The 21,636-nt window shown below is 33.7% G+C and carries 22 protein-coding genes; 17 read left to right on the top strand and 5 right to left on the bottom strand.

Translation table 11 applies throughout. The features are described 5' to 3' along the window. The first annotated feature begins 40 nt into the window (after positions 1-40). The 8 genes from SUDEN_RS04345 to SUDEN_RS04305 all read left to right on the top strand — a co-directional run bounded on the left by SUDEN_RS04345 (position 41) and on the right by SUDEN_RS04305 (position 8,964). Positions 41-1,714, top strand: coding sequence for a 4Fe-4S binding protein (locus tag SUDEN_RS04345; protein WP_011372455.1), 1,674 nt, complete (start codon positions 41-43; stop codon positions 1,712-1,714). After that, complete coding sequence (locus tag SUDEN_RS04340) at positions 1,707-2,321, top strand: TorD/DmsD family molecular chaperone (protein WP_011372454.1); 615 nt, start codon at positions 1,707-1,709, stop codon at positions 2,319-2,321. The genes SUDEN_RS04345 and SUDEN_RS04340 overlap by 8 nt, the downstream gene beginning before the upstream one ends. 75 nt (positions 2,322-2,396) lie before the next feature. Continuing rightward, complete coding sequence (locus SUDEN_RS04335; protein ID WP_011372453.1) at positions 2,397-2,621, top strand: twin-arginine translocation signal domain-containing protein; 225 nt, start codon at positions 2,397-2,399, stop codon at positions 2,619-2,621. Between the two features lie 150 nt (positions 2,622-2,771). Further along, positions 2,772-5,570: a molybdopterin-dependent oxidoreductase gene (locus SUDEN_RS04325; protein WP_011372452.1), complete on the top strand. Its 2,799-nt coding sequence runs from the start codon at positions 2,772-2,774 to the stop codon at positions 5,568-5,570. Positions 5,571-5,579: 9 nt separating this feature from the next. Continuing rightward, positions 5,580-6,170, top strand: coding sequence for a formate dehydrogenase FDH3 subunit beta (gene fdh3B / locus SUDEN_RS04320; RefSeq protein WP_011372451.1), 591 nt, complete (start codon positions 5,580-5,582; stop codon positions 6,168-6,170). A gap of 9 nt (positions 6,171-6,179) precedes the next feature. Beyond that, positions 6,180-7,127 carry a cytochrome b/b6 domain-containing protein gene (locus SUDEN_RS04315; protein WP_011372450.1) on the top strand — a complete coding sequence of 316 codons (948 nt, stop codon included), beginning with the start codon at positions 6,180-6,182 and terminating at the stop codon, positions 7,125-7,127. A gap of 6 nt (positions 7,128-7,133) precedes the next feature. Continuing rightward, the gene (gene fdhD / locus SUDEN_RS04310) at positions 7,134-7,964 is read left to right on the top strand and encodes a formate dehydrogenase accessory sulfurtransferase FdhD (RefSeq protein ID WP_011372449.1); all 831 of its coding nucleotides are present in this window, start codon (positions 7,134-7,136) and stop codon (positions 7,962-7,964) included. 19 nt (positions 7,965-7,983) lie between these two features. Further along, positions 7,984-8,964: a cysteine desulfurase gene (locus tag SUDEN_RS04305; RefSeq protein ID WP_011372448.1), complete on the top strand. Its 981-nt coding sequence runs from the start codon at positions 7,984-7,986 to the stop codon at positions 8,962-8,964. A gap of 257 nt (positions 8,965-9,221) precedes the next feature. Here SUDEN_RS04305 and SUDEN_RS04300 read toward each other — a convergent pair whose 3' ends face one another. After that, positions 9,222-9,494 carry a type II toxin-antitoxin system RelE/ParE family toxin gene (locus SUDEN_RS04300; protein ID WP_011372447.1) on the bottom strand — a complete coding sequence of 91 codons (273 nt, stop codon included), beginning with the start codon at positions 9,492-9,494 and terminating at the stop codon, positions 9,222-9,224. Then, positions 9,494-9,739, bottom strand: a complete 246-nt coding sequence (locus tag SUDEN_RS04295) for a hypothetical protein (protein WP_011372446.1) — start codon at positions 9,737-9,739, stop codon at positions 9,494-9,496. The genes SUDEN_RS04300 and SUDEN_RS04295 overlap by 1 nt, the downstream gene beginning before the upstream one ends. A gap of 521 nt (positions 9,740-10,260) precedes the next feature. Between SUDEN_RS04295 and SUDEN_RS04290 the strand changes: the two genes are divergently transcribed. Both SUDEN_RS04290 and SUDEN_RS04285 read left to right on the top strand, forming a co-directional pair. Beyond that, positions 10,261-10,476 carry a ribbon-helix-helix domain-containing protein gene (locus SUDEN_RS04290; RefSeq protein WP_011372445.1) on the top strand — a complete coding sequence of 72 codons (216 nt, stop codon included), beginning with the start codon at positions 10,261-10,263 and terminating at the stop codon, positions 10,474-10,476. After that, the gene (locus SUDEN_RS04285; protein WP_011372444.1) at positions 10,466-10,720 is read left to right on the top strand and encodes a type II toxin-antitoxin system RelE family toxin; all 255 of its coding nucleotides are present in this window, start codon (positions 10,466-10,468) and stop codon (positions 10,718-10,720) included. The genes SUDEN_RS04290 and SUDEN_RS04285 overlap by 11 nt, the downstream gene beginning before the upstream one ends. Before the next feature lie 56 nt (positions 10,721-10,776). Here the strand turns inward: SUDEN_RS04285 and SUDEN_RS04280 are convergent, their stop codons facing one another. Together SUDEN_RS04280 and SUDEN_RS04275 are read right to left on the bottom strand one after the other, a co-directional pair. Then, on the bottom strand, positions 10,777-11,028 hold the full coding sequence (locus SUDEN_RS04280) for a type II toxin-antitoxin system HicB family antitoxin (RefSeq protein WP_041672203.1): 252 nt from the start codon (positions 11,026-11,028) through the stop codon (positions 10,777-10,779). A 53-nt stretch (positions 11,029-11,081) separates the two neighbouring features. After that, the gene (locus tag SUDEN_RS04275) at positions 11,082-11,384 is read right to left on the bottom strand and encodes a hypothetical protein (RefSeq protein WP_011372442.1); all 303 of its coding nucleotides are present in this window, start codon (positions 11,382-11,384) and stop codon (positions 11,082-11,084) included. Positions 11,385-11,511: 127 nt separating this feature from the next. On the opposite strand from SUDEN_RS04275, the gene SUDEN_RS04270 reads away from it, so the two are divergent. The 7 genes from SUDEN_RS04270 (at position 11,512) to SUDEN_RS04240 (ending at position 20,830) form a co-directional block, all read left to right on the top strand. Beyond that, positions 11,512-12,141 carry a hypothetical protein gene (locus SUDEN_RS04270; protein WP_011372441.1) on the top strand — a complete coding sequence of 210 codons (630 nt, stop codon included), beginning with the start codon at positions 11,512-11,514 and terminating at the stop codon, positions 12,139-12,141. Between the two features lie 296 nt (positions 12,142-12,437). Then, the gene (locus tag SUDEN_RS04265) at positions 12,438-12,875 is read left to right on the top strand and encodes a CopG family transcriptional regulator (protein WP_011372440.1); all 438 of its coding nucleotides are present in this window, start codon (positions 12,438-12,440) and stop codon (positions 12,873-12,875) included. Between the two features lies 1 nt (position 12,876). Continuing rightward, positions 12,877-13,362, top strand: a complete 486-nt coding sequence (locus SUDEN_RS04260; protein ID WP_011372439.1) for a hypothetical protein — start codon at positions 12,877-12,879, stop codon at positions 13,360-13,362. 9 nt (positions 13,363-13,371) lie between these two features. Next, the gene (locus SUDEN_RS04255) at positions 13,372-16,719 is read left to right on the top strand and encodes a hypothetical protein (protein ID WP_011372438.1); all 3,348 of its coding nucleotides are present in this window, start codon (positions 13,372-13,374) and stop codon (positions 16,717-16,719) included. A 29-nt stretch (positions 16,720-16,748) separates the two neighbouring features. After that, positions 16,749-20,030 carry a conjugal transfer protein TraG N-terminal domain-containing protein gene (locus tag SUDEN_RS04250; RefSeq protein WP_011372437.1) on the top strand — a complete coding sequence of 1,094 codons (3,282 nt, stop codon included), beginning with the start codon at positions 16,749-16,751 and terminating at the stop codon, positions 20,028-20,030. Positions 20,031-20,361: 331 nt separating this feature from the next. Continuing rightward, complete coding sequence (locus SUDEN_RS04245; protein WP_041672201.1) at positions 20,362-20,598, top strand: hypothetical protein; 237 nt, start codon at positions 20,362-20,364, stop codon at positions 20,596-20,598. 43 nt (positions 20,599-20,641) lie between these two features. Beyond that, positions 20,642-20,830, top strand: a complete 189-nt coding sequence (locus SUDEN_RS04240; RefSeq protein WP_041672199.1) for a helix-turn-helix domain-containing protein — start codon at positions 20,642-20,644, stop codon at positions 20,828-20,830. A 19-nt stretch (positions 20,831-20,849) separates the two neighbouring features. On the opposite strand, the gene SUDEN_RS11015 is transcribed toward SUDEN_RS04240, so the two are convergent. Next, positions 20,850-21,560: a helix-turn-helix domain-containing protein gene (locus SUDEN_RS11015; RefSeq protein ID WP_011372436.1), complete on the bottom strand. Its 711-nt coding sequence runs from the start codon at positions 21,558-21,560 to the stop codon at positions 20,850-20,852. Positions 21,561-21,636: the final 76 nt, after the last annotated feature.

Genomic DNA, 21,636 nt, shown 5'->3' with positions numbered 1-21,636 from the left:
AAACTTTGGTAATATTTTTTTTACCAAAAAGGGGCAATAGATGCAAGAATTTATCTACTACAGCGATAAAGGGCTTGATTTCCCACTTCCTGAACATATATATGTGGCTTCAACTCACAATAAAGATGAAAAAACAAATTTTATAGTCTCAAACTCTGATGAAGTTCATGGAGAAGTCATCGCTGATGAGATTGACTTCTATATATCAAACTCAAAAGACCCAATAGCAAAGAAGATTAAAAATGTTGAAAAACTCTACGAGATAAATGCTATTCGCTTTGATATGGCTCAAGATATAAGCTTTTCTCAAGATGTATCTAGAGAGGTTTTGCTTATCGCTTCAGCGAAGCAAAAAGAGAGTTTTTTAAAAGCTATGGTTCCTGATGAGTTTAACCTTTTTCATGTTTTACCAGACGCTATTAAGTCAATTTCTGGGCACATCGGAGCATTAAAGGCTGTTGTAAACGATACTTTTAAAGATGCAACGCTCAATATCTCTCAAATAGTTTGGTTTAAGCGTGATAAAAGTCAAAAAGAGAGAAGTGGCGTGTTTGATCCGCTAGAGAGTTCTATAGATTCTACTCTTGCAACATTAAGAAAAAATCTTACAAACTATGACTACAAAAAATTTACTCTTTATGATCAAAATATCTGTCAATATCATGAAAGAAGAGTAGAAATTTGCTCTAAATGTGAAGAGGTTTGCCCAAGTGTTGCTATCGTAAAAGATAACACTACAAAACATCTTACATTTTCACAAATAGATTGTCATGGTTGTGGTGGCTGTATCTCTGTTTGTCCTTCTGGTGCACTTGATTATGCACCAACTTCAAGAGAGAGCATCTTCACGATGGCTAAACTTTTTCGCTCTAATATTGTTTTAGTTATCCCAAGAATAATCTCTTTAAAAGGTTTGGAAGTATCTTTAAGAGAGAATATTTTACCTCTAAAGATAGAGGGCGAGAAGTTCTTACATGAGTCAACTTTTTTGACACTTCTTCAAGAATCAGGCTCTCAAGTGATTTTTTATTCTGATTTTTTATCAAAGGGAGTAAAAGATTCTATCTCTATTTTAAATCAAATCTATCAAAAAAAATATAATAAAGATGCAATTTTAGTAGCAGCAAACAAAGAAGAGCTTCAAAAGGCAATAGATAAAGTGGAGCTAATTCCTGAGTCAAAATACTCTTACAACGAGATAGGCTCAAGAAAAAGAGAGGTTTTTTCACTTCGCCTCTCTCACATGATAGGTGAAGAGGATTTGGGAGTAGTTACAACAGGAGAGCATGTTCACTACGCAAAAGTCAAAGTTGACCAAGACAAATGTACGCTTTGTTTAGCTTGTGTTGGAGCTTGTAATGTTGATGCTCTTGTGGCTGATCCTAAAACTTATGAGTTAAGACTAAACGCATCACTATGTACTTCATGTGGATATTGTGAGCCGTCTTGTCCTGAGAAAGATTGTTTAACGCTGAAACGTGACATCATAGAACTAAAACCTTCATGGTTTAAAGAGGTTACTCTTGCAAAAGACACTCTCTTTGCCTGTGTTGAGTGCGGAGTTGAGTTTGCAACTACAAAATCAGTTGAGAAAATAGCTGCCATGATGGGACCAATATTTGCCTCATTTAGCCCAATTAAGCAAAGAACACTCTACTGCTGTGAGAATTGTAAACCAAAAGTAATGATAAAAGGAGGATTGCTAAATGCGTAATAAAGAAATAGATAGAGCAAGACTATTTATATACAACTTACTCTCTTTGCTCTTTGTTGAGTCACATGTAAAGAGCGAAATGTCAAAAATCAAAGAGTCTCTTGAATTACTCTCTATCAACTCTTTTGATGATGATGTAAGTGAAGCGGCAAAGACCATACTACAAAATATAGAGAGTAGTTCGAATGAAGAGCTTTACAATGAGTATCAAGAACTTTTTTTAGTTCCTTTTGGTAAGTTTATCTCTCTTAGTGCGTCATATTATTATGAGCAAAGAGAAGGCGGTGCGATGCTGCTAAGGGTGAGAAATCTCTTAGCTAAGACAAAAATCAGAAAAGATGAAGCTGTATTTAGCGCACCTGAAGATCACTTTGGTTTTATCTTTACCTTTACCTCTTACCTAATAGAACAAGAGCTTCAAGGTGAACTTGATGAAGACTTGCAAAAAGAGCTTTTTGAAGCAGTTATAAATCCGTTTTGCGATGAGATTGTTCACAGGATGATTTCTAGTGGTACAAAACTATATTCACATGTAGGAGCAATACTAGGTAACTTTTGTAACTTTGAGAGAGTTTACTTAGATATAGCAAAAATCAAAGCCGCATAGAGAGTTAAAAGCCACCTTAAGAGTTTGGCTGAACTTTTAGGGTGGCTTTTAACCACAATTATGAGAGGAGTTAGTATGTCTGATGAGATATTAAAAAGAAGAGATTTTCTTAAACGTGCTGGAATTGCCGCTTCAGTTCTTGCCACGTCGGTTGTTGCAGTTGCTGCTACAACGGAGGATAAGCACAGAGGTCATAGTGATAACATGGGCAGTGGTGTTGTAGTTGGAACTTCAAAGAAAAAAGAGATTTTGTACACAAAAACTCAAGCTTGGGAAGAGTTTTACAAAGCAGCAAAATAGGTGCTACAACCCAATAATTCTCGAAAAATAAGTTTTTTCTAAAGAAACTTTGTTTTGTAGCTTTAGGGGGTTGGAAGGGACGGCGAGTCCCTCCTACTAAAACGGATGAGTTCGTTTTAGTATAAAAAAATAAAAATGAAGGAAGATAAAATGCAAACGCTTAAAAGCTTTGGAAGAAGAAGTTTTTTAAAAATGGCTTCTCTTGCAACAGCTACAACAGCAACTTCTGCCTTTGCAAGCAATAACGTCTTAAGAGGTGCAACCAAGGATGAGATTAAAAATCCTTATCCTGGTTCAAAACTCATTAAGACTATTTGTACGCACTGCTCAGTTGGTTGTGGTGTTATAGCTGAAGTTCAAAACAATGTATGGGTTCGTCAAGAAGTCGCTCATGATCACCCAATTAGTCATGGAGGTCACTGCTGTAAAGGTGCTGATATGATTGATAAAGTTAGAGGTACAAACAGACTTAGATATCCAACTGTAAAAGTAGATGGAAAATGGGCAAGACTAGAATGGGATAAGGCTATGAGTCAAGTTTCAAATCAGCTAATTAGCATCAGAGAAAAATACGGTGCAGACGCTGTTCAGTTTTTAGGTTCTGCAAAAGTTAGTAATGAGCAAGCTTACTATATTAGAAAGTTCGCTGCTATGTTTGGAACAAACAACATAGATCACCAAGCTAGAATTTGACATAGTCCAACAGTTGCCGGTGTGGCAAATACATGGGGTTATGGAGCTATGACAAATCATCTAGGTGACATGCAAAACTCAAAAGCTATTATAATTTTTGGAGCTAATCCAGCGTCAAATCATCCGATTGCGATGCAACATATTTTAAAGTCAAAAGAACAAAACGGTGCAAAAATCATCGTAATTGATCCAAGATACTCTAAAACTGCCGCAAAGAGTGATATCTATTGTCGTATTAGAACAGGTACTGATATTGCGTTTATGTACGGAATGATTAGACTTATTCGTGAGAACAAGTGGTATGACAAATCTTTTATTGACAATAGAGTCTATGGAATGGAAGAGATTTTCAAAGAGTGTGAAGAATATACTCCTGAACATGTTGAAGATGTAACTGGATGTTCAAAAGAGCTTCTTATCCAAGCGACAACTGCATTTGCAACAGCAGAGCCAGGATGTCTTATTTGGAATCAAGGATGGACTCAACACACAGTTGGCTCATCAAATACAAGACTAGGCTCAATCCTACAGTTAGTTTTAGGAAACATGGGTAAACCAGGTGGCGGAACAAATATTTTAAGAGGTCATGACAATGTTCAAGGCTCAACAGATATGGGTTGTCTCTCTGATACTCTTCCAGGATATTATGGACTTGCTGAGGGTTCATGGAAGTACTTTGCATCTCAATGGAAAGTAGATTATGATTGGTTAAAAGGTCGTTTTAAATCTAAGGAAATGATGGAGTCAAAGGGCTTTAGTTTAAGTTTATGGATGGAAGGTGTTTTAGATGAAACAACTGCTAAAAATAATGCTGGAACTCCTCTTAAAGCACTTGTATGTATAGGAAATGGTATTTCAACTATTACTCAAACACAAAAAGTAAAAGAAGCACTAGATAAGCTAGACCTTGTTGTATTTATCGACCCTTATGTAAATGATGCGGCAGTAATTACTACAAGAGAGAATAATTTATATTTATTACCAGCGGCATCTCAAGTTGAGACTTCAGGAACAGTTGTAAATACTGGAAGAAGTGCACAGTGGAGAAGTAAAGTTGTAGAGCCTCTATATGAAGCAAGAGCTGACCATGAAATCTTGTTTGACTTTGCAAAGAGAATGGGCTTTTATAATCAATATATTGCTGGAATGGACAAAGGTCCAAACTTTACATGGCCTGAAGATGCAACTGATGAGATAGCAAAAGCGCTAAAGACTATCGGTATGCAAGGTAGAACGGCGGAGCGACTTAAGCGTCATACTGAGAATTGGCATCTATTTGATACTACTTCACTAAAGGGAAGCGGCGCAGTTTCAAAAGAGTACTATGGTCTGCCATGGCCTTGTTGGTCAAAAGATCATCCAGGAAGTCCAGTTCTTTATAACGTAAACTTGCCAGTTGCTCAAGGTGGTTTAGGATTTAGAACTAGATTTGGTACCGAGAGAAATGGAGTATCTTTACTTGCAGCTGATGGTATAGCACCAGTTGGCTCACATGTAAAAGGTGGATACGATGAGATTACTTTTAAAAATATAGAAGCGCTCAGTGGTATCACACTAAGTGAAGAGCAAAAGAAAACTGTTGAGGGTAAAAACTGGAAAAATGATGATAGCGGTATCTTGGTTGCAACCGCTCTTAAAGCAGGTCTTGCTCCTTATGGAAATGCAAGAGCTAGAACGATTGTTTGGGAGTTTACAGATCCGATTCCAAAACATAGAGAGCCGTTGCACTCATTTAGACCAGATTTAATTAAAAAGTATCCAGCTGTTGCTGATAAACCTAATCACTACAGAGCAAATGTTCGTTATGCGTCTGAACAAAATGCTAAAAACTGGGTGGCTGATCATCCTATTAATATAGTCTCTGGACGTGTAGTTGAGCATATGGGAACAGGAACTGAAACTAGAGCGTCTAAATACTTAGCTGAACTCTCAGGTGAGATGTATGGTGAAGTTCATCCAGAGCTTGGTGCAAAACTAGGCATCAGAGATGGAGAGATGATGTGGGTTTATGGTACTGGCGAGGGTAAAATAAAAATTAAATGTAAATACTCTCTAAGAGTAGATACAAACTCAGTATTTTTACCTCAAAACTTCTCAGGAGTTTGGAGTGGTAAGAGTTTAGAGAGTAGATACCCAGCGGGAACTGCTCCATATGCTCTTGGAGAGAACTCTAACCAAGTAACAAGTTATGGTTACGATCAACAAACATCTTGTCCAGAGACTAAGTGCTCTTTGGTAAGACTTGAGAGAGCATAGGAGATTAAAATGAGCAAGCCAGAATATGCAAGAATGAAATTTTATTGTGATGAGGATCTTTGTATCGACTGCAATGGTTGTGTTGTAGCTTGTAAAGAAGCACACGAAGTTCCTGTTGGAATAAATAGAAGAAAAGTTGTAACTATCAATGAGGGTATTGTAGGTAAAGAGATGTCTATGTCTATGGCGTGTATGCATTGTACTGATGCACCATGCCAACAAGTCTGCCCAGTTGACTGTTTTTATATAAGAGCCGATGGTATAGTTCTTCATGACAAAGATAAGTGTATCGGTTGTGGATACTGTCTATTTGCTTGTCCTTTTGGAGCGCCACAGTTCCCTCAAGATGGAGCATTTGGTACAAAAGGAAAAATGGATAAGTGTACTATGTGTGCTGGTGGTCCAGAAGAGACTAACTCACATGAAGAGTTTGAAAAATATGGACAAAATAGAATCTCAGAGGGCAAAGTTCCAATGTGTGCTTCTATGTGTTCAACAAAGGCTCTCTTAGTAGGTGATGCAAACGAAGTAGCAGCTATTAAAACACATAGAGCAGTAGCTCATGGAAAAGGCATATCAACTCAGTCTTATGGTTGGTAGGAGTATATTATGCAAAGTAATACATTTTTTACTAGAAACAGAGCATATATACTAACTCTTCTAGGCTTAGGTGTTGTAGGTTTTATATTTGTAGCATTTATGATGATTATGGATTGGGAATACTTTGTAAAGTTTCCCTTACATGTAATACTGAGCGGAGATACTAGAGGAGTTCTTGTAGAGCCAACCTCAAACTATCAAGCGATGGTAAATGCGGCTTTTGGTCCTAGCTATAACGCTATAGCACCTGAAATTATTCGTGCTAGTAATGAGAGACAAGAGTTTATCTGGTGGGTCTTTGTAGCAGAGATTGCAATATTTTGTTTCATGTATGTAAAATATGGAAGAAAAGTCGCAGTTGTTACAAATCCCAGTGATGAAGTTGAAGTCTTTAATATCTTTCATAGAGCTGTAATTTGGCTAAATATTGTTGTGATAGTTTCTTTAATAATTACAGGTTTTAACATAACTTGGGGTATGCGCTCAGGTGGTGGAGAAGTGGCATTTTTTCTAAGAGGCTCACATGAGATGTTGGGTCTTGTCTGGCTTCCTTTATGGTTTGCCATGAGCGTTATTGCATTTAAAGATGCAAAGATTCTCTTTAACAACTCTATGACAAAGAAGCTCATACTAAAAGGCAGTTACACGCCAATGAAAAGAGTTATCTTTATAGTTTTTATTCTAATGGGAGCAAGTTTACTCTTTAGCGGCATAACAATTTGGTATCTTCATCCTGATGCATATACTCATAGTGAGTTTATCCAGCTTAAGAGATATCTAATCTATGTTCACTTTGGAGCTAGTGTACTTATCATGTTTTTCTTGATGGATTTTGTTTACTCGGTTATGATAGCGGTAAAGGGAAATCTAAAAGGCTTAATAAGTGGAAAATATCCAAGAGAGCATCTTGCGCAGTTAGCACCAGATGTTTTAGCAGATATCCAATCAAAAAGGTAGTCACACATGACTAAGATTATGAGAAGTGAAAACTTCTCTCTTCTTTATTCAAAATTTGATAATCATACTAAAAAAGTAATTATCGAAAAGTTTGATAAAGATGGGATTAGCAATATAGAAGATTATGTTATAAAAGAAGAGAAAGTAAACTTTTATCTAAATAGTCAAAAATTTCTCTCAGTTATGAGCATTGCAAAACATCAAGATGCACATATAGTGGGCTTTTTACTATCAGAAGCGGTTATTAAAAGCTTTGATGATATTAGCTCTCTTGAAGTTAGTGAAGATGGGTTAGATGTACATGTAGAAGCTATTGTCTCAAAAGAGGGTTATGAGAACTTATTTAAAGAGAAGACTTTAACCTCAGGATGTTGCGTAGGCGTTACTGGAAATGCAGAGAAAATATTTAATTGTGCGTTTGTAAGTAGTGATTACTCAAAAGATGCAAACACTATACTCTCTTCTATGAAAGAGTTTTCTCAGCCCTCAGAACTCTTTGACAATACAGGTTGTGTTCATAAAGCTAAACTTGTTTTAGAAGATGGCAGTTTTTTTGTAGCAGAAGATATTGGAAGACATAATGCAATAGACAAAGTTATAGGTCTTGCATCTATGAATAAAAAAGATGTTACAAGATCAATACTCTACGCAAGTGGAAGACTCTCTATGGAGATGGTTGTAAAATGCGTTATGCATAAAATTCCTATAGTTGTATCTAAAGCTGCTGTGACATTTCAAGGTATCAAAGCTGCAAATGAGCATGGCATTACACTTGTAGGATTTGCACGAGATACAAAGATGAATATATATACTCATTCTGGTAGAATAAGTACATAAATTCTCAAAAAGGCATAAGGTGATAAATCTAAATACTTTGCAATACAATAAAATTGAAAAAGTAGATATATCAAACTCTTATTCACTAGGCGCCTTAAGTCAAAGTAGTGATTTTGAGACTTTATGCCAAACATATAAAAAAAAATTTGGATACAAAAAACTAAAAACATTCTCTTTTTCAAAAGAGGGTTTTTTAGGATTACTGCTTGAGTTAAGCGGAAATATATGCATTTGTGAGGGCGAGAGTGAAGCACTTATAGAGTGTGCAAATATATATGAGAAACTTGGCTTTAAAATCAAATGGCTAAACCTAAACAAAGATGGAAAAGTAAATCTATCCAATTTAAAAGATAGCAGTATAGATTTTCTTTTCTTATCTTCTTATGTCATGGATACCTTTGTAAAAAATGATATTCAAAAAATAAAAGAACTCACAAATGCTAAAATAATCTCAAATGGATCTGCACATGTAGATTTAAACAGCGACGCTCTCTATTTTGACAACTACAAACTTACTGGTTTCAATCTCTCAAGCGTACTTCTTTTTAACGATGATATGTTCACACTTCTTCCAATTGGAACTATTGACACAATAGCTGTAAAACTATGCAAAGAAGCCTTAGATGAACAAAGATTTAACCATAAAATAAAAAATATTTTTTTAGAGAAACTAATGGAAATTTTTGAAGATAATATCTACTTTTTTGTCCAGCCCCAGACAACACTGGATTACTCACTACATTTTGGTTTAAAAAATATAAAAGCCAGAGAACTCATAAGAACATTAGCATTAAATAAAGTATTTATAACAAATGGAGAAGGATGTTCACTAGGCCTCTCAAAACCCTCAAGAATAGTTCAAGCTATGGGTTACGATGAAGAGATAAGTAGAAATAGCATACAACTATCTTTTAGAGATGATGTAACCATAGATAAGGTAGATTATGTTGTAAATTTACTACATGTAAAGTATAAACAGCTTATTTCTTTTAATTTGTAAAATTATTTTTTAAGTGATTTTTATTTTGAAAGTCCGTTGTGGAGGGAGTTATACAGTGGTGGGTTCTGAGTGACTCGAACACTCGACCACTCCGTTATGAGGAGAGCTTATTGCACCCATAAATACGCATTTATAAGGATTTTGCCATATGTAATTAACGCTAATTATTTCTAATTTTTTAATTTTTAGCGACACTTTTAGCGACACTTTTGCTATTGTCTTTCATAATTTTATATGTGAAAAATCTAAAATCTAACTTACTTATTTTCCCATTTAAATATGTCAAGAATTACTATCATATCATTATCAATCAAATAGGGTATTGTGTAGCCTTTAAAAATTAAATCCCTGACATTAATATCATCATAATGTATTGATTGTCTATACTTAAAAGGCATATTTACTAGATTTATTATTTTTTGATCTAATTCTTTTTTGAATTTTTTAGCGTTTGCAGGATTATTGATAGCAATATATTTTAAAATTGAGAAAAGTCTATCATTAAAAAATGGATTTTTTTCTATTCTCATTAGAGGTTATTCACCCACTTATCGATTTCATCCATACCTTGAGAGTAAGGTACTGTTTTCATATTACCGCTTCTGTACTCTTCTACTGCTGAAGATACTCTTTGTTTAGCTTCATCAGTGCTAATAGCAGGAAACCCATCATCTTCTATATCTTCAAGTATATTTACTTGCCGCTTATTCTGATTTAAAAAAGACAACAACTGAGTGTAAAACCCATCATCTACTTTTAATACTAAAGAATGCATTTTAAATCCTTTATCTTATAACTTTTAAAATTATAACATACTATTAAATACTTATCGGAGTTATCGGAGTTATCGGAAACTACTTTTAAACCCTCATAAACCCCTATTTTAAAGGTTCTCGGAGTTATCGGAGCAATATATTCACTATTTTGCGTTTTGCTTGACTTATCGGAGTTATCGGTTTTATTTGTATCAAGTGCTAAACCCTCAGAAGTGCCTAAAAATAGACTTCTCGGAGTTATCGGAGTTATCGGTTTTTTAGCCTATAAAAGCAAAAAATACTCTGCAATTATTTTATACTATCAATAGTTGTCATAGGTGGAGTTACAAATATAAGGTAAGTGATAAACTAAGTTCTTTTTGGTAACTGAATCAATAGCTGGAAAACAGCATTTACCCCTACATCAAAAGTAGTTTCTTTCATCATGTTCTCCTATACAGATACTTGCATTCTTACACCAAAAGAGCTGGCTTATAAAAAGTATGGTAAAATACGGTAAATATATATAAAGGTGTTTACTATGACTAAAAAAGTAACTATAACTTTAGAAGAAAATCTAATAGAAGAACTTGGCTTAGTTGCCTATGAAACTGGTAAGAAAAAAGCACAAGTGATTAGAGAAGCTCTACAAGAGTACTTTGATGTGCTATCTGTTACAAAAACAGTTCAAGATTATAAGATGGGTACATTAAAAACTATCTCTCACAAAGATGTAAGAGCAGAACTTGGTCTATAATATCCAGTATGACCCAAAAGCCCTCAAACAACTAAAAAAACTAGATAAATCAATAGCTCTACTCATCCTTGATGGCATAGAAGAGTTCGCATCTAATCCTGTTCTAACTAAGATAAAGAAACTAAAAACACCCTTTGATGGTGCATATAGATTAAGAATATGTGACTATAGAGTTGTCTTTTATCAAGAAGATAACTTAATGCTAATATCAAAAATAGCTCACAGGAAAGATGTTTATATTTAACTTTTTGTAAAAGGGTGGCATCTTCCATTTTAAACATTAATACCGCATCAAAAAATTTATGATATTTTTACATCTATAAGCTGAGGAATTGCGTTTGGTTCCAGGTCTAAATCATCTCTTTGTAGAAGCTCTTCCAAAGTTGAAGCTTTCGGAAGTGTTTTTAAGTCTTCACAGTAAAGCTCTGCTGCTTCTTTTATCATTTCAACTGCTTTAGCAAATGTTTCTCCGTAGCTAGAAGTAAAACCTAAATCTGGTACTACTGCTACATAGTCATCGTCTTCTTTATGCATAAAAGCTATATATTGCATATTTTTTAATTCCTTAATTTTATAAAATTTAGTAATCTGTTTTTTCATCATTTTCAAAACTCCGAATGAGTATCTGTATTTTCAAATATATCATCGTTCCCATATGAATTTCCAAGTGTATCTAATCCACATGTTCCCTCGTCAATCATAGGAGCACCAGAAGCAGGATTTATAAAATGAGCGGAGGAAGAATCATCATCAGATGAAGAGAAAGAGCTTGCTTCATCGTCTCTATGAAAATTTTCATCATCACTATCACTTTTTTTAGAAGCAACTTCATTTTTAGAACTATCTTCACCGCTAGTAAAAATCATTAAACCTATGATACCAATAATTGCAATAAGAACTATCTCCATTTTTTTACTCCTTATTTTATTTTATCTAATTCAAATTTCTATTCTACTTTATCGAATAATTACAAAAAAACCAAATTATAAAATTTTAGAAATTTGAATAAGGCATCACATAAAAAAAGGAGACTATATGTCAAAATTTCAGAAAATTAAATTTGATTGGAAAAAAGATTTAATTGATAAACTTGAAACAAAAGAGGCAATTATAAATGATTGTTTAAAAGAAATTAGTGAAAGTTTTTTTTACGAATTTGCTAAAGACGATGTAGCAAAAATTTTACGAAGGACTACAAATTACAAATTTATAGTTGAATACTCTTTATTTGATGAACTATATCCATTGGCTACAGAAGATACTAGAGAACACATAAGAAAAGCAGTTGGAATAAAATCTACATTTATTCACTTAGATATGGATTGCTTAGAAATCATTAATAAAGTAATTTCAAGAATTGTCAATAATTTTAAAAATTTATTTGACAAACGATACAGTGGTTCTGTAGTTGTCTATCAAACTAATCTCCTTGATAACCTTGTACATTTCGACGATGCATTCTCAATTTTAATAGCTGAAGAAGAGTCTAAATTAGAGAAAAAAGACGAAGACGAAGACGAATTTCTAACTGCAGCATTTTTAAAATTAAAAGCAAAAGCAATTAAAAAAGCATCAAAGAAACTCGTTAAAGAGTTAATAAAAAGAGCGGACGAACTACAAGGCTATAGGGTCTGTGACACAAAAAGTTTTGTTTCGATGATATAACTATGTAAGACAATCGCCATACATAAAGAGGCACCAATGCCATACATAAAAGCTACCAAAATTAAGAGCTTTTTAAAATTATGTAATACAAGCGTAAGACAAATATTTTAAAAAAGTAAGTTGTACTACAAAGTGTGCCACTAGATGTACCACTAGTTAAACACCTAAACAACGAGAGTATCAAAAAAATGTAAGACAAAAAAGACGACAATAAGGCATACCGTTTTAACTTGCCCTGCTCTTATTAAGAGCAAGGGGTCGCTTTAGCGGCAAAAATAAAAAAAAAGGAGATACAAATGGAAAAAAAACTAACAATGAGAGTACCTAAAGAGCTAGAAGATACTCTAAACAAAATATGCGCAACCAACAATACTTCTAAGAGCGAATATGTAAGAAATATTATAGTTGAACACCTGAATGAATCAAAAAAAGAAGAAGGAAAAATTATCAAGCGGCTTGAAAAAATGGAACAAAATATGAATGAAAATTTTGACAAAAGTAATGAACGTATAATTAAAATTCTCACACGAATTTTGTTATATGCTTTAGCAAATTTCCATCTCTTAAAATTAAAAATCAGAAATGATTTAAGCGAAAATATGACACAAGAAACAAAAGATAAAACAATCTCTGTATATGTCAGTGAAGCTAAAAAATTAACAAATAATCATGAGGTAGATTCTCTACAACCAAAAAATAATAAAACATTTTTTGACAATGTAATAGAGAAATAAAATGAAAAAAATATTTGTTAAATTTGAAAATATTTTAAATTTTAAATTTATTGCAACTGTATTTTTTATACTTTTGCTTCATATTATTTACATGTTAACACCGCTTAGTTTTGGAATTTTTAGTGAAGATTTTGCAATGGCGCTTTACCAGATTCCAATTATAGGAAAAGGACTTTTCTATATATATTATTGGCTTTTCAATGACATGATGATTAACTATTTTGTAGAGGGATTAATTTTTGGAAACGTTATAGCTTTTTTGATTTTTGAACGAATTAAATTACAAGTTGCACTAAAAAATCATCAGCAACTTATAACTATTTATAAAAGTACTATTTCACAAAAAGAGAAACAAAATCTTTTACTAAAAGCAGAGGTGGAAGATACAAAAGAAGAGTTAGAAAATTATTATGATGAAGCCGATGAGAATGAAAAAACGAAAATTCAAGATGATTTACCAGAAATCGAAACTTGCAGTACTAACTAAGGTGTTATCATGAATCAAGAAGAACTATTACTTTGGAATATAAGAGAAAAGCAAAGAAAAAAAAGAAGCACGGACGATGAACTTGATGAAGATCTTGTTTTTGAAAATGTTCCGAAATTTAAACAAGCACCAGCTCGTGCTGCTAACACAAGTACAAATTTTAATGTTGACACGCAAACAAATTTTGACGATAACTATAAGTTAAGCAGTAGTTTAACAGGGAATGCTTCTTTAAGTGTAAATGACGCTTCTCAGCAATCATCTACTCAAAATATATCTTTTAAAAATATTTCAACTGCTGATATAACTAGTCCAGCTCTCGTATCTGCAAAAGTACAAACTTCATCAGATAGCACAACAGCATCAAGTTCTGCGTCTAGTCTAAGTTCTTCATCGTTTGCTACATCACCTGTAATTGCAAATTTTGCAATAGTAAAAATGACTGGAGCAGATAACTTCTTTAAGTCGGCATATACAGTCGGTAAAGGAGCATCGATAAGAGCAACTAAAGCTATAGACTACATTATGCGTGATGGTGCTTTTAAAGATGAATCTAACGAAGCTACAGAATTAAGAGCACAGAAGCATATCGACTACATGTCAAGAGATGAAGTAAAAGGTTCAGGCGGTGTCTTATATGACAAAAACGGAAATGAAATTTCAGATTCTCAGGCAAAATCGATGATGCAAGATATCACTGGTGAACGCAGACTTGTATTTTCTCCGAACTCTAATGTCAAGATGACAAATGCCGAATTTTCAAAAGTGATAACTAAAACCATCAACACATTTTCTCAAGATTTTCATAAAAACTTTGATTACACGTTTGCCATACATAGAAATACAGACAATCCTCATGCACATTTAATTCTCACGACTAAAGATGTTGGCGGTGATGGTGTTAAAATGTTTAAAGATGAGCTTTTTGAAATTAAACAGAGATTTTATGAAAATACAAAACAACTTGCGATGGATAAATCAGATAGATACGAAATATTTTACAAAGACAAATCTTATTTTTCTGAGGCAAAACAGATAGCAGGTTTTACAGGCGATATGCCTACAAGTAAATTTGCAAATCAAAATACATATTTAATCAAAAAAATTGCAACTGCTTACAAAATACCTATCAATGAAAAAGCTTTGAATTCAGCAGATAAAATTAAAGGCTTTTTTGAAGAGCATTCTGATAAATATAATGAGTTTATAACTAATGCAAAAAATAGATATGCAGATACTTTTACAAAATATTACAAAGATTCTCTAGAGCTATCAGAAAAATATAGTCTAGGCGAAGTTCCAAAAGACGTAGAACAATTTAAAGCATTTTTAGATGAGAATCAAAAACTCTTTCTTGCCGATAAAATAGCAACTGATAAAGGGCTTGAACTATCTTCAAAACATCTCAAGGATGATATCACAATAAATAAATGGTTTACTGCAAATAAAGAAAAAATAAAAGAGTGGAATACTGAAAATGAACCACGAATTTCAAAAGAGCTTTATAATAGATTTGAACACCTAAATAACAGAGTCGATAAGCCATTTGAAATACCGCAAAAAAGGATAGATGGTATCACACTAAACAATCACTATAAGCTTGATAAAATGATTTTTGCAAACGATACAAGAAAAGCTCTTGTTGATGTTGTTGAAGCTCGTATTAAGTACTTTCAACAAGCTTCAAAATCAAATGAAGTATCTAAAGAGGAGAAAAAAACAAATATAGAGCGACTTGACGGACTTAGAGGCAAAATAAAAGCTTATGATGATATTACAGAATCTTCTTTAAAAAAATATGGGATTGATACAAACTGTTTTTCAAAAGATGAAAAAATAGTAGAGATGGACGGTATCAGGCTAGAGCATGGAGATAATGGAGTGAAGTTTGATTCTCTTTTAACAAAAGCAATCCAAAATCCTGAATTCACTCCAGAACAAAAAGATAAGATAGAAAAAATCAGTCATGTTGCTGACAAACAGCAGCAAGTATCTGTAAGTGCTTTAGAAAATGCAGGGTTTAAAAGGGAAGAACTGTTAAAAGAGTTTAGTGTTGAGAAGATAGAAACAAAACAGCAGATTATAAATTTTAAAAAAAGTGATGAAGCTAGAGGATTTGGCAATATAAATCTTAAAGAATGGAAGCAAGACAATTTAGATAATTTCAAACTGGCTAAACCACAAGTAAGCGATAAACAGATTAATTTTGCTCAAAAAATAGCAAACAAATTATATGAAGATGTTGATTTTAGCAAAATGAATACACTTGAAGTCGGAAAATATATAAATGATAATGGTACTGCTTTCAACTCTGCAAATCTGAATCCAAATGAGCATTTGCTCAGCGTAGATGCCTCAAAACTTTCAAGCGAGCAGCAAGAAAATTATTTTAGAGACTTAACGAGAGCAGAGATGTTCTCTGCTTTTAAGAAAGATATAGACACTCTTGAGCTGCTGGACCTAAAACATGAAAAAGAGTTTCCACAGGATAGTTTAGTTGAAAAACAGATAAAGATAGATTTGTATGCCACTGCATTAGATATAAAAAGCAAAGATTACCTTGAGGTAATGGTAAAAGAGCATACGCATCTACAGTTCGAGGAAAATATTAAAAAATATGGGCTAGACACTCCCATTGGCATGGCAAATGAATTAAAAAGTCAAGGATTAAGCTATCAAGATGAAAAATATAGAGCTATGGCAGATTTAATAGTTGAAAAGCAGTTTGATAAGCTCATGGAGAAACACGACGGTACTAATGATAGAGAATTAGAAAATAGAAATTCAAAGATGATAGGTTTTGTAGATGGTTTCAAAGAGCAGCTGGAGCAAACAAGAGAGTACGAAGCTAAAATTGATGAAATTGAAAATGCAGTTGCTCAAAATGATGTATTTAGAGCTATGAATCTAGTAGAACAAGTTGAAGAGCATGATATGCGCGGCGTAGAATTAAAAATAAATGCTGCAATTGAAGCACGATTTGAGAGCGTAGAACTAGAACTGCAAAAAGAGTTTAAATTAGAGAGCAAATTTTTAAATGAAGAGCTAGAGGCTGCCCGTGAAGTAAAAATAGAAAATTTAATAGAAAATGGAAATTTTAGAACTGCAGAGATAGAGCTAAAAAATGGCAATTTAGATAGTGATATTCAACAAAGGCTAGAAATGAAGCTTGAGCTTTTTAAATCAATGCAGCACACCGATGAACCACTTTTTGACGACTTTAAAATGCAAACTCAAAAAGATGAACAACAAAACGAAGATAATCAAAAAGTTAAAGATGCAGCTCTGCAAGAAAAAGCATTGGAAGATATAAATGTTGAAAAAGAGCAGATAAGAAGCTCAGGTATGGGAATGTAGAAATTTGAATTAGACAAAGAGGAGTAAACATGCAAAAATTGTTTTTATTTTTTATCTTATTTTCCGTAAGTCTATTTGCTGCAGAATCATCAATTTACACATGGGGATACGGCGAACTATTTTACCGTGTCTTACAAGCTGTAACAATTCTATCGCAAGACAACTATATTTTTAAATCAGCTGTTGCCATCGGTGGGTTTTTATTGATGATAAAAAATACCGTAAGCGGTGCTAGCAGTTCTGATATGGCTGTTACGATGGGTAAATATTTATTTACCATAACTTTAATAATTGGACTTTTTTCTACAAGCACAAAACGTTATATTATCGAAGATGAAGTAACTAATCAAACATTTATTGTTAACAATGTCCCTATAGGAATCGGTGAAACTTTCTCTTTATTTACAAACTTAGAAAGAAACCTAGCACGTGGGTTTCAGTCTGCGATGGCAACTCCAAACTCTTTAAATTACACAGATGTGGGTCTTGGTTTCACCATGGCAGCGCCACTGAATGTAAAATCATTAATTGCTGCAGATGGTCATACGAGAAGAACCTTTAATGAGTATATGGGAAATTGTATATTTAGCGCAATCGCAATGAACGAAATTTCTGCAGATATTATAAATTTCAGTACTATATTAAAAGCAGATCTTAAAGTAACTGGATATCTCACTCCTTATTATAGTACAGCAAATCCTAATGGAATAGATAAGCAATGTGAAGATGTATGGGAATTATTAGTTAACACTGATATAAGACAACAGCTTGACGTCTTAGAACCTCTTCTTGCTCAAGAGATGGGAATTACACAAGACAAATACCAGGGCGCAATGGCAGCAACATCACAATTACTTTTTAGTACATCTAAAAACTCAAAAGACTATCTCATGCAACAAACATTAATAAATATGACAAAAGATGGCATAAAAGCTACTGCACTTGCAGCAGGTGGAGATGTTCAAGCTCTAGCATATGCAAGTGCGGCAGCAGAGGCAAATCAACAACAAACATTAATGACTATGGGAAAGATGGCTCAAAAAAACCTGCCACTTTACAAGGCAATTTTAACTGTTCTTGTGCTTGGTATTTTTATACTTCTTGTACTGCTCTCCGTTATTTACGGCGATTTAGGGCATATTAAAATGGGATTTACACTATTGTTTGCAATGATACTTTGGACGCCGCTTGCTATAATATTAAATGCTATGACATTTATTACAATCGAGTCTCAATTGATTTGGCCACAAGTTGATGGCGGTCTCACTTTTTTTAGAACTCATAAAATGCATGAAGACTTAGCACTTCTAATAGCTCTCATTGGCTATGTTGGCACGATGATTCCAGTTCTTGCGTACTCAATAGCTAAAAAATCAGAACAAGGATTTGTTAGCTTCTTTAGCGGAGCAGGCGCAGTTGCAAATAGTTCAGCATCATCTGCCGCTGCACAAACTGCAAGCGGAAATATAAGTGTTGGAAACAGCTCTTTAGGCAAGTTTAGCGCTACAGATATGCATGGAACGCATGATTATCTCGGACAAGATTCATGGAGAGCCTCACATGTTGCTAATGATGGTTCTCTCAGAACTAAAACAACAAATGCTCAAGGCATTGGAACACAAACATCTGATTCTGCTGGACTTGGTCAAATCACTGCTGATGCACATGGTACAAAAATCACATCAGTTAAAGATACAACCATCAGCGCAGGTTTAGTTAATGACATATCTGCTAGCACAGGCAAAACTCTTCAGGAACTTGCTTCAAATAGCGCTGCATTTAACTCAAGCTTTGCTCACAGCTTGGCGAACGGCTCAACTGCAGGAGGCACGAATATTGATACAAATACATTCTCAGATACAAACACATGGGGTCATGCAACTGGGGAGGCTCTCACTAAAGTTACGCAAGAAGGTATCACAAACACATTAAAACAGATGACGAGTAACGGGCATAAATTTAATTTTTCAAGTGATCATAACGCAAACGCTGGAGCAAATGCAAATCTTACTATTGGCTCCCCTGATGGTGTTTCTCTGTTTACTGGTATGTCCGTGAAGGGTAACGCAACCATAGGCTATACAGTAACTGGTAAAAGTTCTGATTCGAAAGATTTTAGCACAACCATAACTGGAGATGACGCTAAAACATTTGGTGACACTTTCTCAAAAAATCTTACAAGCTCTATCAATGAAAACGAGAGTTTATCTCTTGGACTTGCAAAACAAGCTCAAAAAACAGGCGGATTTAATGATTCTGATATTCTTACAAAAGCTGATAATTATGTTAAATCTTGGAGCGATTCAGAATCAATTACAAAGCTTCATAATATTACATCACGTCAAGGTTTATCGATGACACATGATCTACTTCCTGATGCTCTAAATAACTATATCAATAATAGCCCTGAACTTTCAAAAATAGATTTATTAGACGCAGGTAAAATTGCAATAGAACAAATGCGAGGCGGAATGCATATTGACGAAACGAGAAAAGCTTTTGAGGCAGCTAGCGGTACTAATCTCAACTTAGATATGAGTGGAGTTCAAAAGGCTAAAGATGTTATCGGCGAAGCTGAAGACAAATTTAAACAACAAAGAGAGCATTACAAAGCTCAATCAACCAATGTTGAAGAGAGAGTTGAAGCCATAGTTCCAGATATTATCAAAAACACAAGCAATGTGCCAAAAAACAACTCTGACATGGCAAATATCAACGACAGTATAACGAAGAGATATCAGCAAGCTCATGAAGAAAAACGAGCAGAAGCAAGCGGCGATATGCAGGACTTCACGAAACAAAACAAAGTAAATACCAAAGATGAAATTGATGGCGGTAAAGATAAGATACAAGAAAACTTCTATCATGCTAAAGATGAGCTGGGAATCTGGGGCACTTTGAAGCAAAATCCGATGATAGATAGCACAGCAAAAGCTATAGGACTTGAGGGCGAATTTGACAAAATGATTAACACGATTGAAAATAAAGACTATGCAAGGATTGAAACAGCACATGATAAAGCACTACAGGATGGGCTTATCGGCACAAAGAATCCAGCAAGCTCTGCGGCGAACACTAGAATAAATACCGAAAAAGTTGAGAATTTTTCTACACAAGAATTAAAAGACATGCTGACTTGGGAGAAAATGCATCCAGAGAGAGATGAGATAAATAACGCTGCAGAGAGACAGTTAGAACAAGCTGTACAAAATAGAGAAAATAAAGTTATGCAGGATAAAGTGCAAAAAGCAGAGAAAAGTGTCAAAACTATTACTGAAGCAGTTGCAGAGATGAAGCAAAATGAACAATAAAATTTCCCACGGGAAATTTTGAAGATAGAAGTTTTCGGGGGCAAGGGGCGTAAACCCCTTGGCGTTACCTAAGTAACGGTGCAAAAATGCACATAAGCAGCAATGCTAATACAAGCTTATCCATAAAGAACCCCTTCAAAATGTGAACTTGGAGGACAAAAAAAAAGGTCAAGGGGTAATTAATCCCTTGACCTAGTCTTGTCACTCCATAGTTCACATGAAGAAATTGTATTAGCAAAAGAAGTATATCACAGAAATATCAACAATCGAAAAAACTAAAAACTAAAATAGAAATTTGAATTAGGTAAATAAAACAAAAGGACACTACAACATGAAAAATTTAAAAATTCCTACATGGGTTTTTACATCAGTCGGCATTTTCTTGCTCATTATAGAGATATTTATCATCATACCGCAAAATAATCCACTTCTAGTTTCGACAATCGGAACGCTGGCAATTGGATTTATGATTACAGGCTGGATATTTAATATTTTAAGATGCAATCAAGCAATTAAGCAACTTAAAGAAAGAAAAACAGGAGTTGCTAAAAAAGGACACATGATTTAAAAGAAATTTGAATTAGGTAAGTAAAACAATTTAAAGGATTTAAATGGAGAAAGAATTTATCAGTGAAAGGCAAGCGGCTTTGCTACTTAGAGTTCATCCACAGACTGTGAAAAATTGGAGAGACAAAGGTTTGCTATCCTCGTTCTCAAAAGTTAAAGAATACCCTACAATGGTAAGAGTAGAATATAATAAAAAGGCTCTTTTAAAATGGGCAGAAAATTTTAAAAACTAAATCTTTTAAAAAAATTCTACTATACTTCTTCGCCTTTGATTTTTAAGATTGGCAAATTAATACTTAGCCATTCTTTAGCTTCATCAAAGGCTTTTATAGCCAGCTCCATATCCATTAAGATAGCATAAGCTTCTAAATCATCAAAAGTATCTTCCAGCCATTTCAAGGTATTTTTCTTATCTTTATTTCGTATAGTGTATACAGTACGATCGCCAATTGTAAGTTGGTAATTTTTTATTAAATCAATTAAAACAGCTTTAGAATCTTCTATTTTTAAATTATGTACATCACCTTTTTTAAATTTTTTTAAAGCCCTCATCATTAATCTAAAGTTTGCCAAGGTGTCGTACCTATCCCAAAATAAGTACTTCAAAAACGGAACTGATTTATCATAACTTCTAAGTTTTTGTTTTATTGAACTTTCAAAAATAAATTTTAAAAGATTTTCAGTTAAACCAATTCGATTTAATTCGTATGATTTATTAACCAAAATGATAAGATAATCTGGCAAGCTGATTTTTTGAGTTCCTTTATCTGATAATAGCAACCAATTCAAATCAACATTATATAAATTTGCAAAAACACATAACTCTGAATATGGTATTTTATTTCGTTTTTTCCACTGCGACAACGTATCTGGTTTAACACCTAGTTTTTCTGCAACATCTTTATCTGAACTAGTATTAGTAAATAATTTAATTTTTTCTAAAACAATTAAGAAATCTGACATAATTACCTTTTTAAACTTGACAATATGTAAGTTTAATACTAAAATATCGATACATCTAATCTAAAAACCTGTAGAT

Origin of the sequence: Sulfurimonas denitrificans DSM 1251, assembly GCF_000012965.1 — a bacterium.
GTDB lineage: Bacteria > Campylobacterota > Campylobacteria > Campylobacterales > Sulfurimonadaceae > Sulfurimonas > Sulfurimonas denitrificans.
Note: the sequence above shows the minus strand (reverse complement) of the source record. Positions and strands in the feature narration are given on the sequence as shown.